The sequence below is a fragment of the Bacillus sp. BPN334 genome (assembly GCF_008368885.1).
GTDB classification, from domain to species: Bacteria; Bacillota; Bacilli; order Bacillales; family Bacillaceae_G; genus Bacillus_A; species Bacillus_A wiedmannii.
On sequence record NZ_QOZW01000008.1, the window covers coordinates 483,539 to 497,738 of the forward strand.

Here is a 14,200-nt window from a genome sequence, read left to right on the forward strand (position 1 = left end):
AGTTACATATAAACCTTCTAACCATATTGTATTTTTAAGCCTTTGTATTGGTTTAATAGTTATCAAATTGATTATGAAGGGATAAGACTTCTATTAGTCCAAACACTTCACATTACTATCACATACACTATAAAATGTTTGGAATTTAATACATTATTAATACTTAGAGTTAGGAGGGTTTAATATGGCAGCATGTGAAGGTTTAGCTTGTGTTATATTCTCTGTATGGCCAGTGGGAACAGTTGTTACAGTTACTACTAGATCGGGTCAAATTATTGGGCCTGCTACTTTTTCGCAATTCATTCCGAATACTTGTGCGGTGGTTTTAGTTGAAGAAGATGTGATTACCCCCTCTTCTACCAATACTATATTTATAAGTTGTGAAGATATTGAAAGTGTTACTTTAGCCACTCCTTAAGATGATTCAGATGGTTCGAGCTTAATCCATATTTAAGACATTCTAATGAATGTCTTTTTTCATGAAAAATCTAATCAACTTACCCCAAAATATACCATTATATTGTTTCAATAAATTGCTTTAATTTCAATTTTTTCTCTTCTAAAGGTTACTTGTCTACACATCGTTCTACAAACTTTCATATGATATAGTATATTGTTTAAAGGAGGGATAAATTTGTTCTTATGCAATTTATTTGGTTGTTCAGGTGGAGTATGTAGTATTTTTAAAAATTTACAACCAGGCGAAGTCGTTACTGTTACTGGTAAATCTGGAAATATTATTGGACCTGCTATTTTTACAAATTTCAATCCTAATACTTGTATTGTCACATTAGAAGAGGAAAATTCAGTTACTCCTCCTACTACAAGTATTACTAAGATCAGTTGTAAAGAAATAGAAAGTGTTACGTTTATCTCATAATATATTTTAAACCTAAAGCAGGGATTGAAATATGAAACTCTTATACATTACTTCTGGTTACTCAAAAATCTATCAATATTTAGATCAAAGCATACAGAGAGCATTTATCGATCAAAATTTTGAATGGTTAGTAGTACAGCCGTGTGAATTACTCGAACAATTGGATTTCATTACGGCAACATTTCATCCTGATATTGTATTCACCTTATTAGGGAATCATCTACCACAAAAAGCAATTCATTATTTTAAAAAAAGGAACATTAAATTAGCTGTCTGGTTAACTGAGGATCCATTTTATATAGATACTTCGCTTCTTCTATTAAATAACTTTGATTTTATATTTACTATTGATAGCGAAGCACTTAAATATTACACAGCTTTAGGATATATCAATGTATATCACTTACCATTAGCAACTAATATAGATGTATTTAAACCTAGTCTAAAAAATCCAAAATATAAAAGTGAAGTTTTGTTCATTGGATATCCTTATCCAATCCGTGTGAAATTGATACAGTTTCTTTTGGAAAAAACCCCTTATCACTATACCATTATTGGTAAGCACTGGAGAAATAAGTTATTAAAAAAATGGAAGAATCACCGAAGAATTAAGATTATAGAAGAATGGATTCCACCTCAAGAAGTTGCTCTCTATTATAATAACGCTAGTCTTATATTAAATCCTCATCGTAGTCATCTATTTCCACAGAATAAAAATAAAAATAGAGTGAAAAATAATACTATTAATAATCGTACCTTTGATATTGCAGCTTGCCAAGGATTTCAAATTATTGAAGAAAAACCTGACCTTTCATCTTTCTTCAATAAAGATGAAATTATATCCTATAACAGCTTTGAAGACTGTTTAAATAAAGTATCTCTTCATTTGAATGATACGATTTTAAAAGAATTAATGGTCGGAAAAATTCATACAAAAATTATTACCCAGCATACTTTTCATGAGAGAATCCATTTTATAACGACTATTTTACAATCACACCTTCATTAAAATAAAAATCCCCTTCTGCATATAGGTGCACAAGGGGATTTTTTCAAATTAATCTATTCGTTCTACAGATAATGTTCATAGATAAACAAGAAGTAACATTATGATGAATTAATCATATATTATTTCCAAGTAAAAAACCCTAATTTACTTCGAGATATCTCACTTTTTCCTTAAAGAGCACTTTTTAAATGTGCTCTTTTTAGGTTTATCAGAATAAAACTAAACATTCCGTCAATAATAAAGATAGGCGAATTTAACCGTCCCTGTAGTTCTTCTCTTTTCTGTATTGAGCAGTTAGCTTTTACTAGCTGCTCCTTTATTTACACATATCGTAAGACTTCGAATACATTATGTTTGAAAGTGCTCTGTTTTATCAAAAGGCGATTCGGCGACGATTGCCTTTTTTATTTCTACAAAATGAAATTTTTATTACATACAATTTCGTATACCATATGCAATCTTGTTTACACTATAAATGTAACTTTAGGTTACACATCTATTACTTGCAGGGCCTAATTTCCTTTTGTTCAACAGGTGGTTAGCTAACTTCGCTGACTGCTTTGTTGTGCCGAATGAATTTTTTATTTCTCAACACCCAACATATGGTATCCATATTCCACTAATAGTAATATAAAGGTACCTTCAGTTATTAAATGTCCCTTTAAAATTTATTCTCTACTAAAATAGCATTTTTGTTATAAATCCCTCTATAAATGCTCTAATTTCCTCAGTATCCAATTAAATCCCACGAAATAGGTGTACCTTTTTTAATATCCTTACTCGCTTTTTTTCCGATAATTTTGGATAAGTGTTTTGGCAATAAACCATTCCCTGGTCTAATAGCTTTAATATTCTCATTTGTAAAGACTTCTCCCGCTTTTATGTTTTCTACTACATATAATGATCTTCTAAATTTTAACGAATCTTTTTCTATATCAGTAGGGCCATAATATACATTCCCCAAAGATTCCCATGCTTTTTCAGTTTCGCTTACTAATAATTTAAATTCAGCTGGTTCCATTGAAAAATCAGCGTCAACTCCTCCATCCGATCTCGAGAGCGTTAAATGTTTCTCAATTACTGTTGCCCCAAAGGCAACACTCGCTACTGATACCCCTACTCCAAGTGTATGATCAGATAAACCTACCTCACACTTAAATAACTCCTTCATATGAGGTATGGTAACTATGTTTGTAGATTTTGGAGATGCAGGATACGTACTTGTACATTTTAATAGAATTAATTCTTTACATCCCTCTTCTCTCGCAGCTCTTACTGCTTCATCTAGTTCAGCAATCGAAGCCATACCTGTCGAAATGATTATTGGTTTTCCTGTTGCTGCTACTTTACGTATGAGGGGAATATCAGTATTTTCAAAAGATGCGATTTTATAACAAGAAACATTTAATGACTCTAGAAAGTCTACAGCTGTTTCATCAAACGGCGTACTAAATGGTACCATCCCTAACTCTATACAGCGATCAAAAATGGGTTTATGCCACTCCCATGGTGTATAAGCTTCTTTATATAAATGATAAAGTGATTTACCTTTCCATAAGCTTTTTGTATCATGAATTAAAAAATCACCATTTTCTATATTTAAAGTCATTGTATCTGGTGTATATGTTTGAATTTTAAATCCTTGTGCCCCAGCCTCCGCAGCTGCCTCTACAATTTGCAACGCCCTATCTAATGATTGATTATGATTCCCTGACATTTCTGCAATAATAAATGGTGGCAAGCTATTGCCAATCTCTCTACCTCTGATATATACATTACTCATCTTTTTCACCTTCAAGTTCTTTTTTTATTGCTTCTTTCCTTTCCGCCCATTGTTCATGAGACAGGGCCATTGTAATAACATCAATATAATCATTATCCCTGTAAATATAGTTTTCATATCTTCCATCTTCTTGGAACCCAAATCTCTGATGGAAATTTAAACTAATACGGTTTGATTCTATTATTTCTGCACACACTTTGTGTATGTCTTTTTTTTCAAAAATATAGTCTAATGCTAATAAACCTAATACCGTTCCAGCACGTTTTACGCTTTGTTTTTCACCTATATAAAATCCCCAATAACAAGTCCGATCCAATTTATCTATTTTTGTAAAATTAACAAATCCAATTGGTTTTTCTTTATATGTTAATAATCTTGCAACTTTTGTATCATCCACTACTAGTTTTTCATACCACTTTAAATGTTCGTCTATTGTTATTTGATGATCTTCATACATAACCGAGCGAATTTCTTTTGTATTCCGCCACTGTAAAATAAGTTCTAAATCTTTCTTTTCTAACCTTTCCAATTGAAAATCCCTAATATTTAACATACTATCCTCCTAAAATAAGTTTTGCTATTTCATTTGAATTACTCGCACACTGTATAGAAAGAGCTTTATTAGACATTTCTTTCACTATTTTATAATCTGATAAAAGTTTGTTTAGACATTTCGTAATTGCTTTATCCGAAACACTTTCAGCTGTACCAATATTCCATGTAGCTCCAACCTTCGCTACAGTCTTGGTTACTTCAATTTGATTTTGGGCAGTTGTAATTGTTATAGAAGGTAATCCAAGAAAGCATCGTTCCCATGTGGTTGTGCCCCCAGCTCCTATCCCTAAATCCGCTCGTATGAGAAACTCTTCCATGTTCTCTATTTGACAATAAAACGAAGCGTTAGAAACACTCTTACAATAAGTTTGAATCTCCTCTTTATGCGGATTTTGGCTTCCTACCACAACGTCTATTTTTAAGTTATCTTTATCTATATTTTGTAAGGCTCTTAACGTTTTTAATGTCTCATTTGTTACATCATGTCCACCAAAAAAAATAAAGATCCTTTCAATTTCTCCTGTCCTTTTTCGTGAAAATTTATTAGCGGCATGAAATTCTGGCCGTAATATAGCATATTTAGGTCCCAGTTTTACTAATGAATGCTCTGGTATTAAATCTTTATAGCGGTCATTAAGGTTATTGTATAAATTTTGGTCTAGTAACAAATCACAGTCGTGCATTCGATTTGCAAGATCATCGATTACCATTATTTTTCTTACATTTTTTCTTAAAGCAGACTCCCACTTATTATCTAATCCATAATGATCAACAATTAACCAATCAAAGTTGGGAAGTTGCGATAAAATATCGTTGGTCTGCTGTGCATCAACAAACCAATGATATTTTAGCCAATTTAAATAACTCCCGTGTTCTGTCCTTAAGAAATTCGTATTCTCACCATCTCCATCTAATACAAACACATGAAATCCCTTATTTAAAATATATTGATGTAAATCACCTTGCAGCTTACGACAAATGAAATATACTTGAGCACCTTTATTCCGTAACTCATGGGCCAATGTTAAACAACGCATAATATGACCGGTACCTATTTCAATAGATGCGTCGGCGCGAAAGGCAATTTTTTTCTCAAGCAAAATACTCCCTCCTCACTAAAAGCACTACAATTTAATAATTTATAATATCGTTTCTCTATTTAGCTCATCTACTAAAGATTGTTGATTTGCCCATTTCAATTTCACATGACTATTAATTTCAATAAGTTCAGGATTTCGAAAGATGTAATCTTTTATTTGATGAAAAAATAATGGTTTAGATTTTACATTCAGACCTTTATAAAGTTCATTGAACAAATCTAAATCTGGTTGTTCATCTAATGTTAACCTCCAAGAAGGATAGCAAAATGATGGAGGGAGTTTTACTATATTGACGCGGAATAAGTGTGGATTATTTATAAAATAAAACGGAAGGTATTCTGCATAGGTTAAAGGTTTTGGGGTTTGTAGTAGTCGTTCGATTGCCTCTAATGTAAAAATATCGCCTGCTGTTCCGACAGGTAACGTACTTAACTCTGCCTGTGTATAATCTGCACCGCTTTTTAAATGTTCATCTAGTAAAAAAGTATTAATTTCTGGTGACACAGCTGGGCAATCCCCTGTAATCCGTATGACTATGTTTGCATTTTCTTGTTTTGCAGCTTGGAACATGCGATCAGCAGTATTTTCTGGATCACCTCTGAAAATCTTAACTTTCCCGTCTAAATTAAATTTTTCCAAAGGGTCATCTTGCGTAATATCTGAAGTAGCAAGTATGATCTGGTGTTTTCCTTGAATAGCTAATGTATTTATAAGACATCGTTCAATGGAAGGAACTCCGTGTATTGGCAATATCGCCTTTAAAGGTAACCTAGTAGATTTTAACCGGCAAAGTACAATTATTACTACCTTTGGAGGCTCAATAACCTCTTTTGTTAATGGGGTACCTGCAGACAAATTATATAGAGCTACCTGAGGTAATAATCCCTCTGCTTCAAGCTCGTTCAGCGCATTTTCTACAACATCTAATTCCATAGTTACTTTATTAGTTGTAATAATCTCTCCTTTTCTAATATCAACTTTTGTAACTGCTCTTAATAATTTTTGGTTTTGCAATTTTAATAACACCCCTTTCATTTAATTTTTAGCAACTCTATAAAACGAAAGAACTTTTCTTACTGCCTTTATTACATCCCACACATCAGCTTCCGTCATTTTAGGAAATAGAGGTAGCGTAATAATTTCCTCATATACGTTTTCTGCTTGTGGACAAATACCTTTTCCATATCCTAACTTTTGATAAAACGGTTGTAAATGTACGGGTATATAGTGCACATTCACACCGATATTTTCTCTTTGTAATGCCTCGTAAATTTCTTTTCGATTACATTTTAATAATTTAGTATTTAAACGAAAAATATAAAGGTGCCAACTTGAATCGGTTTGAGGCAATTGCTTTGGTACTGTGATTTCAGATAAACAACTAAATCCTTTATTATAGATGTCTACATATTTCTTTCGAATCTTAATAAAAGAGTCTAATTTACTTAACTGTGATAAACCAAGAGCAGCTTGTATATCCGTTAATCTGTAGTTGTAACCTAAGAATTGCATTTCATAATACCAAGGCCCATGATTTTCAAGGAGTTTTTGAGGATTCCTTTCAATTCCATGCGTACGGAATTGAACAAGTTTTTCATAAAACAGAGGATTATTTGTGGTAATTACTCCACCCTCTCCGGTAGTAATATGTTTCACCGGATGGAAACTAAACATTGTCATATCACCAATAGAACCAATCTTTTTATTTTTATATGTGGCTCCTAATGCGTGGGCTGCATCTTCAATGATAATCAAATTATTTTTTTTTGCTATTTTTTGTATTGCATCTAACTCTACAGGCTGCCCAGTAAAGTGTACGGGAATGATGGCTTTTGTTTTGTTTGTAATCTTTTCCTCTATTGATTTAGGACTAATGTTATATGTTTCATTGTCAATATCGGCGAAGACCGGCTTTCCACCCTGGTATAAAATACAATTTGCACTTGCTACAAATGTCATTGGAGTTGTAATTACCTCATCTCCCTCAGTTATGCCAGCTGCATAGCAGGCAGCATGCAATGCAGCTGTGCCATTTGAAAAAGAAACAGCATATTTTGCTCCCACATATTTCGCAATAGACTTCTCAAACTGTTGAATCGTTGGGCCTGTCGTTAAAAAATCCCCTTTTAATATATCTACAACCGCCTGAATGTCATGTTCATCAATTTGTTGCTGACCATATGGTAAATATGTTTCTCTAACAGGCTTTCCTCCGTGTATAGCAAGAATTTTCTTTACCATCACTTTTTCTCCTTAGGGGCAATTTTTAAAGATTTGATCCACTCTTCTGTTTTAATAACTCCATCTTCTAAAGAAACTTTCGGCTCCCAGTTTAATATTGTTTTTGCCTTTTCATAGTTACATAATAATTTTTGAATTTCACTTTGTGGATGGATATGAGTTATATGATGAATACTTACTTGATTTCCCGAAATCAATTCTGCTAATTTATTAATGGATATATCTTGTCCTGTTCCAGCGTTGATAATATGACCATTTGCTTTTGCAGAGTATCCTGCTGCCACAACAAAATCCGCACAATCTTCAACGTATAAAAGGTCTCTCGTTTGTTTTCCATCCCCATAAATATTTAGTGGTACATTATCTAATTTATTATTTATAAAAATAGCAACGACCCCACCTTCACCACCTGTTTTCTGAAATGGGCCATACGTATTAAATGGGCGAATAACCACTACAGGTAGCTTATAAGCATAATAGTAAGATAAAACCATGTTTTCAGCAGCAATTTTTGATCCAGCATATGGAGAAGCTGGTTTAATCGGATCTAATTCTGATATCCCTTGTATATTAGTAGCTTTATCATAAACCATACAAGTACTCATAAAGACCATTTTGACATGATACTTAAGGCATTGTTCTAACAAATTAAAAGTACCTATTGTATCATTTTCAAAAGTTGTTCTAGCATCATCTATACTATCTTGAACATTAATACTCGCTGCTAAATGATAACAAAGGTCAAATGAATTATTTTCAAATAATTGAGCAATTAACTTTTTATCTTTAATATCTCCTTGAATGCATTGCTTTAAATTTAGATCGTGTGCAAACTCGGTAATATTTACAGTAGTTGAATTTGCTAAGTTGTCTATTATCCATACTTCATGCTTATCCTGCAATAATCTCTTTACAACCCACCTACCAATAAAACCCGCACCACCAGTTACTAATATTTTCATAGTTTATCCCCTCCTGTTAGTAGTTGCTGGTTTAATATTAAATTTCTAAGCTCTTCTTTTGTAATTGCATTTTGATGATCAGAACGGTAAAATCCTGCCTTCGCCCTTTTTGCATTTTCATATTGGGTACCCTTTTTTAATGGGCTAGGAATGATAAACATATCTGGTAATTCAAAAGCCTGTAAAGATTCATCATGTGTCATAAGTTCTTCATACATTTTTTCACCAGGTTTTAACCCAATTTCTTCAATTTTAATATTCTCCTTGGGCAACCCATATAACTTTGTGACTTCTTCTATCATCACTTCACTTAAATGGTTTAATAAAATAACTGGCATTTTTAATATAAAAGTTTCACCACCCTTTGCTATTTTCATCGCTTCAATTGTTAACATAGTAGCTTGGTTCAGTGTCATCATAAATCTACTCATACTAAGGTCCGTTACGGTTATTTTTTGGTTTTGTTTAATTTGATTTTCAAATAAAGGAATGACAGAGCCTCTTGACCCCATAACATTTCCGAAACGAACACTGGCAAATATCGTTTCACTTGAACCTTTTGAATATTCCGCTGACGTAATCAATCTCTCAGCAGTCAATTTTGTTGCACCGTAATTATTTGTTGGTGAAATTGCTTTATCAGAACTTGTAAAAATCACCTTTTTTACTTTCTGAGCAATTGCCGCTTTTATTACATTTTGTGTTCCAAAAATATTGGTCAAAACTGCTTCAAACGGATTATATTCACAAAAAGAAACATGCTTCATTGCGGCCACATGAAACACATAATCAATATTTTCCATCGCACTAAACACTCGATCATAATTGCGAATATCCCCAATTAAATAACGAATATTTTGATTTTCATCCCTGAATTCTTCTTGTAATAAAAATTGATTATATTCACTTCTACTAAAAACCCTTACCACTTTTGGCTTTTCCTGTAGAACTTTAGAAAGAATGCTTTTTCCAATTGTTCCTGTTCCACCAATAATTAAAACGTTTTTACCTTTAAAAAACATAGAAATGTATACCTCCTCTTATAAAGTTACTTTGAGCCAAGAACAATCTCTCCTTAATTCTGGTGTAATTCTATTGGCAAACAATTAAGTGAGAGATAAACTAGCTTTTTGCATATTGAAACATACATTTTTATTACAAATTTATGTTTCATATTGTTTATTGAAATCTGAGGATATGATGTTGTTTTAGGAATCCCTTACTTCCAAAAAAATAAGTGATGATGGGCTCAATCTTTTTCACTTTGAATTAAATTTATTAATCTTTTCGTGCATGCTTCTTGCGGATAGTTTTCATTAATAAATTTTCTTCTTAATTCTTTCGCTAGACTTGATTGTGAAGAATCATTTAAAACCTTTTCAACCGTGCTAAGCAAATCCTCAATAGAGTGATTTACAAGCCCATCTAGTGTATCGTAATATTTATAATCTCTATCTTCTAATAGCGATTTATAAACAACTACAGGTATATCTAATAACATTGCTTCTAACCCTACTGTTGAATTTGAGATAACCACAAGATTTGCATGTAAAATAACATCATACATATTTACTTCATTTGTTATATATTTAACATTAGGATATAAGTTACTTAACTTAATGTATTCTCCCACTAGGTTACGTCCTTTTTCCCAAGGATGTGGCTTTATAATAACCGTAATTTTTTTGTCTTTCACTAATTTTTCTGTCAGTTCAGTATAAAATGAAGTTTTAAATGGCTGGGTTGCAATAAAAATCACTTTTGTAGTGGGATCTATTTTTAATGTTTTAAAAAGCTCCTTCTTATCCATATATGTCCTATTGAAGATTTCATCATATCTGGGGTGCCCTAAAATCTCAATTTGAGATTCACTGCCTCCTCTTTGAAGGTACCAATCTTGTTCATATTTTCCATATACGACCTGCTTTGTTGCAAAAACCGGAAAGTATGCCTCTTCTCCCATTATTGCACCATGCTGCAGACAATAACTTGGTATCCCCTCACTTCTAGAAAGAAAAGTAAGAGCTCGACTTGCTATATCTTCCGTAGTACCAACAATCACACCAGAAATATCTTGTTCTTTAAAAATGAAATAGGCCATATTAAGTTTCTCAATCATGATAGGGAGATCACTAATTAATTTTTTTTGAAAAAACATGTTTGAAAATAGTGGGTGCTTATTAAACTTTAAAAAGATTTCTTTAGCTTTTTCTATAAAAACATGTGCATTATTAGAGGCTTTATTTATATAATCTGGTGCACAAATTGTAGGAAGACCATAAAGTTCTGTCTTTTTTGATCTTGTTAATATCTTTGTTTGATTTGGGTTAAAGTGAGTAAAGTTACTTACTGAAAAACGGAGATAATCTGAATTTAGGAGAATTGTTCCATTTCGATTCTTGCTTTTTATTTTTGATTGAAATGAAGACATTATTTTTTCAAACTCTAACTGTAACTGCATTTCCTCTATGGGCTCGATTGACAGTTGCTTATAAAAATTATTTTCTTTCATTTTATTTTTTACATCTGCATCTAAATATTGATAAAAATTACTCAGTAATGGTAAAGGAATATTATAATGCTTTAACTCTGAAAAAACATTTATATACTCTAGATTTAATAACCAGTAATTTTTCAAATAAATATCACTCAATTTTTCACCCTCTTTTTCTTCTTAGGTCTTCTCTTAATTCTTTACATGTTCTTTGTGGTGGTAATAATTGTACAAATTCATTTTTTTCTTCGGCAAATAACTGCGCATGTATTGAATGAGGAGTAATATAATTAATATCTAAAATTTCATCTAAGGGATAAAAATCCCAATAGTGATTTAATCTCCAAAAAAAGCGGGCATCTCCTATCCGATAAAACTGAGGATCTTCATCCCAGTAAGAATTCCACCTTTTTTCAAGAATTGGTAAAACAGAGGCTCTATGCATAATAGAACAATGATCAATTGAACATGGGGCATTATTCGTAATTTTTTTAGCAGGTCTTTCAACCGTTTTAATAGGTAAATCTGATTCATCTACATGAATCGTTTTTGATGCAGAATAAATAATTTGAACCTCTTTATTCTCATCAAGATAACTAGACATCTTTTTAAGGCGTTCTTTTTCATATTGATTATCATCTGTAATATAAGTTATATATTCCCCTTTCGCCTGCTTAAGTGCCTCATTAATTAAAGCCGCATATCTGACTTTTTTTGTGCGTTCAGAAATATGAGCCACATTACTTTTATAAAAATGTACATTTTCCTTATTTATGAATGATCGAATAACCTTCTGGGTCATTTCATTAGAATCATCATCCATAATAAAAAGTTCAAAATCTTGAAAAGTTTGGTTTAATACACTTAATATTGATTTTTCAACAAACGTAGGCTTATTGTAACTTGTCATTATAACTGAAATTTTAGGCAAATCTCCCTCTCCTCCTTATCAACAAATACAAAAACAGTTACGTTATTATATAAACAAGAAGGACAATCCGTTCCGATAATTTTTAAAAAGATTTATATATCTATTAAAATTTATAGCAGCATGTATTTTTCCACTCCACTATAATCCATACCAGATCTATTACAAAGTAATAAACTATTCAAGTATAAATAAGAAAGTATCAATACAGGTTTAATTATTAGATTTCACTAGAAAAACCACATTCAATATTCTCAAAAGAGGTGAAGACTTTGCAACCCCTAATATCAATTATCCTTACTAGCTACAATAAACCAACATTAATTAATCAAGTTATTGAAAGTGTCCTAATGCAAACTTATAAAGAATGGGAACTTTTTATTATGGATGATAACTCCTGTCCGGAAACTATAAATATTATAAAAAATTATTTAGATGATCCTCGAATTAATTATAAAAATAGTATTATACAAGATAATGAGAGATATAAAACCACAAGATATGCAACTCTTATCAATGAGGCACTTCCATTAACCCATGGAGATTATATTTGTTATTTAACGGATGATACTATGTATCTTCCAAATAGATTAGCTGAAATGTTATCTTTCTTAGAAAAACATCCTGAAATAGATGTAGTGTACTCTTCTCAATACGTAAAATATGTTGATTACAACCTACAGCCTATACATGAATTTGTGAGAGAAGCTTCAAAAATTTTATATACAGCTGCAAATGTTGTAGATCACTGTTCAGTTATGCATACTAGAAGAATATTATTACAGGTTTATGAAAAATATTGCGAATATTGGGATACAAACCCTATATATTGGTTTGTTGGAGATGCAATGTTTTGGAAACGCCTAAATACATTCCAACCTTTTTATCCTATTAGCAAAGTGCTCGATATTACTTTTAAGACACCATTTTCTTTCCAAAACCTATATGCTAACCTCCCTTCAAAAGATTTAAATGGTATTTTGTTTAGTAATTCACAAGGTGAAGTATTTTTGATTGATAATTTTAAACGTAGGCTCATTTCAAAAGACATGATTTCCTACTTCAAATATAATCAAAATGAAATTGTCTTAATCCCCGATCCATTCATCTACAAATATACAGAAGGTCCCCCCATAACCCTTGCAGAATCAATTCCAAATTTACGGGTTGTACAAAACGAAAAAAAAGAGTTGTTTTATATAGAAAATAATCAAAAACGTCTTTTCATTAACACGATAGCATTTCGCAAATTTAAATTTACAGCTCAAGAAATTATTAAAGTTTCACAAAATAGTTTAGATCAATTTTCAGATGGACCACCTATTCATCCGAATTTATCCAATCAAACAATCCTCCCTGAAGGAAAAGTATTTATTTATCATAACAATTATTTCATTATGACAAATCACATGCTTCATCCAATAGATAAAGATATATTACAAAAACTTTATTTATTAAAGAACTGTATAGCAATTTCAAAGACCAATTTAGCCCACTTTAAGATTGGTCCTCCTATTTCATCATATCCCTCTCACTTAGCTGAAGAATACCGAGAAGAGTGACAGGGATTTTACAAATAAATATAAAAAGAAGGTTGCCTCAAATATAGCTGAATAGCTACTTGGGTTAACCTCTTTTTATTACATCTATGAATGCTCTAATCACTCTTAGCTTTTGTTAGCCGCTTTTCAACTCAAATTTCTAAAACTAATACACTTTTCCCCATTCTTTATTGTATATTTTAATAAGCATTTCGCCTACTAAAACCTTATTTTTTTGCGGCTATTTATTTGTTTCAATATGATAATTTTTCATCTCATATATGCAATAGACAATGATAGCTAAACTCCAACTGACACCATAGTAATCATGTTTGTAAAAGTCATATCCTGCCTTAATACCTTTTTCTATTACAACCAACGTAAATCCTAAAGCCATCCATGTGTTAATTTTCATCTTGATAAACGTTATAGATATAAGTATTAAAAAACAAGATATTTGTAAGACAATTTATTATTTACTCATATTTTTAAATGTATACTGCATTAAACGTTCATTAACACTATACACATAGCGTTAACTATCTTAATTGAATATTAGTAATAGTAAGTATAAACATTATCAATTCACTATATATTACATTTATGTAAAAATAGATGTATGTTAAGCTTTTCAAAATCTTTCCCCTAATAAAGATTTGAAGTAGCATTTCATGGTTCTCCTTACTGTTAATATGCCTTGAAAAAGA

At 31.5% G+C, this 14,200-nt stretch carries 13 protein-coding genes and 1 pseudogene; 4 read left to right on the top strand and 10 right to left on the bottom strand.

Annotated elements, in window-relative coordinates; translation table 11 throughout:
* Positions 1-184 precede the first annotated feature (184 nt).
* From DN393_RS14560 to DN393_RS14570, 3 genes are all read left to right on the top strand, one after another.
* Entirely contained in the window at positions 185-418 is a 234-nt protein-coding gene (locus DN393_RS14560) for a hypothetical protein (RefSeq protein WP_064475270.1), read from the top strand.
* A gap of 216 nt (positions 419-634) precedes the next feature.
* The gene (locus DN393_RS14565; protein ID WP_000477970.1) at positions 635-880 is read left to right on the top strand and encodes a hypothetical protein; all 246 of its coding nucleotides are present in this window, start codon (positions 635-637) and stop codon (positions 878-880) included.
* 31 nt (positions 881-911) lie between these two features.
* On the top strand, positions 912-1,889 hold the full coding sequence (locus DN393_RS14570; protein ID WP_149173641.1) for a CgeB family protein: 978 nt from the start codon (positions 912-914) through the stop codon (positions 1,887-1,889).
* A gap of 727 nt (positions 1,890-2,616) precedes the next feature.
* Here DN393_RS14570 and pseI read toward each other — a convergent pair.
* From pseI to DN393_RS14615, 9 genes are all read right to left on the bottom strand, one after another.
* A complete protein-coding gene (gene pseI / locus DN393_RS14575; protein WP_064475268.1) occupies positions 2,617-3,672 on the bottom strand; it encodes a pseudaminic acid synthase in 1,056 nt (351 codons plus the stop codon).
* Complete coding sequence (gene pseH, locus DN393_RS14580; protein WP_064475267.1) at positions 3,665-4,225, bottom strand: UDP-4-amino-4,6-dideoxy-N-acetyl-beta-L-altrosamine N-acetyltransferase; 561 nt, start codon at positions 4,223-4,225, stop codon at positions 3,665-3,667. The genes pseI and pseH overlap by 8 nt, the downstream gene beginning before the upstream one ends.
* A gap of 1 nt (position 4,226) precedes the next feature.
* Positions 4,227-5,327, bottom strand: coding sequence for a UDP-2,4-diacetamido-2,4,6-trideoxy-beta-L-altropyranose hydrolase (pseG, locus tag DN393_RS14585; protein WP_064475266.1), 1,101 nt, complete (start codon positions 5,325-5,327; stop codon positions 4,227-4,229).
* A gap of 39 nt (positions 5,328-5,366) precedes the next feature.
* Positions 5,367-6,362, bottom strand: a complete 996-nt coding sequence (locus DN393_RS14590) for a cytidylyltransferase domain-containing protein (RefSeq protein ID WP_064475265.1) — start codon at positions 6,360-6,362, stop codon at positions 5,367-5,369.
* Positions 6,363-7,568 carry a UDP-4-amino-4,6-dideoxy-N-acetyl-beta-L-altrosamine transaminase gene (gene pseC / locus DN393_RS14595; RefSeq protein WP_064475264.1) on the bottom strand — a complete coding sequence of 402 codons (1,206 nt, stop codon included), beginning with the start codon at positions 7,566-7,568 and terminating at the stop codon, positions 6,363-6,365. It lies immediately after the preceding gene.
* On the bottom strand, positions 7,568-8,530 hold the full coding sequence (locus DN393_RS14600; protein WP_064475263.1) for an NAD-dependent epimerase/dehydratase family protein: 963 nt from the start codon (positions 8,528-8,530) through the stop codon (positions 7,568-7,570). The genes pseC and DN393_RS14600 overlap by 1 nt, the downstream gene beginning before the upstream one ends.
* Positions 8,527-9,552 (bottom strand): SDR family NAD(P)-dependent oxidoreductase, encoded by a 1,026-nt coding sequence (locus DN393_RS14605; RefSeq protein WP_064475262.1) that lies wholly within the window; start codon positions 9,550-9,552, stop codon positions 8,527-8,529. Before DN393_RS14605 ends, DN393_RS14600 begins: the two co-directional genes overlap by 4 nt.
* 227 nt (positions 9,553-9,779) lie before the next feature.
* A complete protein-coding gene (locus tag DN393_RS14610) occupies positions 9,780-11,183 on the bottom strand; it encodes a CDP-glycerol glycerophosphotransferase family protein (RefSeq protein ID WP_064475261.1) in 1,404 nt (467 codons plus the stop codon).
* A 4-nt stretch (positions 11,184-11,187) separates the two neighbouring features.
* Positions 11,188-11,955, bottom strand: coding sequence for a glycosyltransferase family 2 protein (locus DN393_RS14615; protein WP_064475260.1), 768 nt, complete (start codon positions 11,953-11,955; stop codon positions 11,188-11,190).
* A 269-nt stretch (positions 11,956-12,224) separates the two neighbouring features.
* On the opposite strand from DN393_RS14615, the gene DN393_RS14620 reads away from it, so the two are divergent.
* Entirely contained in the window at positions 12,225-13,514 is a 1,290-nt protein-coding gene (locus DN393_RS14620) for a glycosyltransferase family 2 protein (RefSeq protein WP_064475259.1), read from the top strand.
* A 220-nt stretch (positions 13,515-13,734) separates the two neighbouring features.
* Here the strand turns inward: DN393_RS14620 and DN393_RS31990 are convergent.
* Positions 13,735-13,969 (bottom strand): annotated as a pseudogene (locus DN393_RS31990) (hypothetical protein); the annotation flags it as partial.
* Positions 13,970-14,200: the final 231 nt, after the last annotated feature.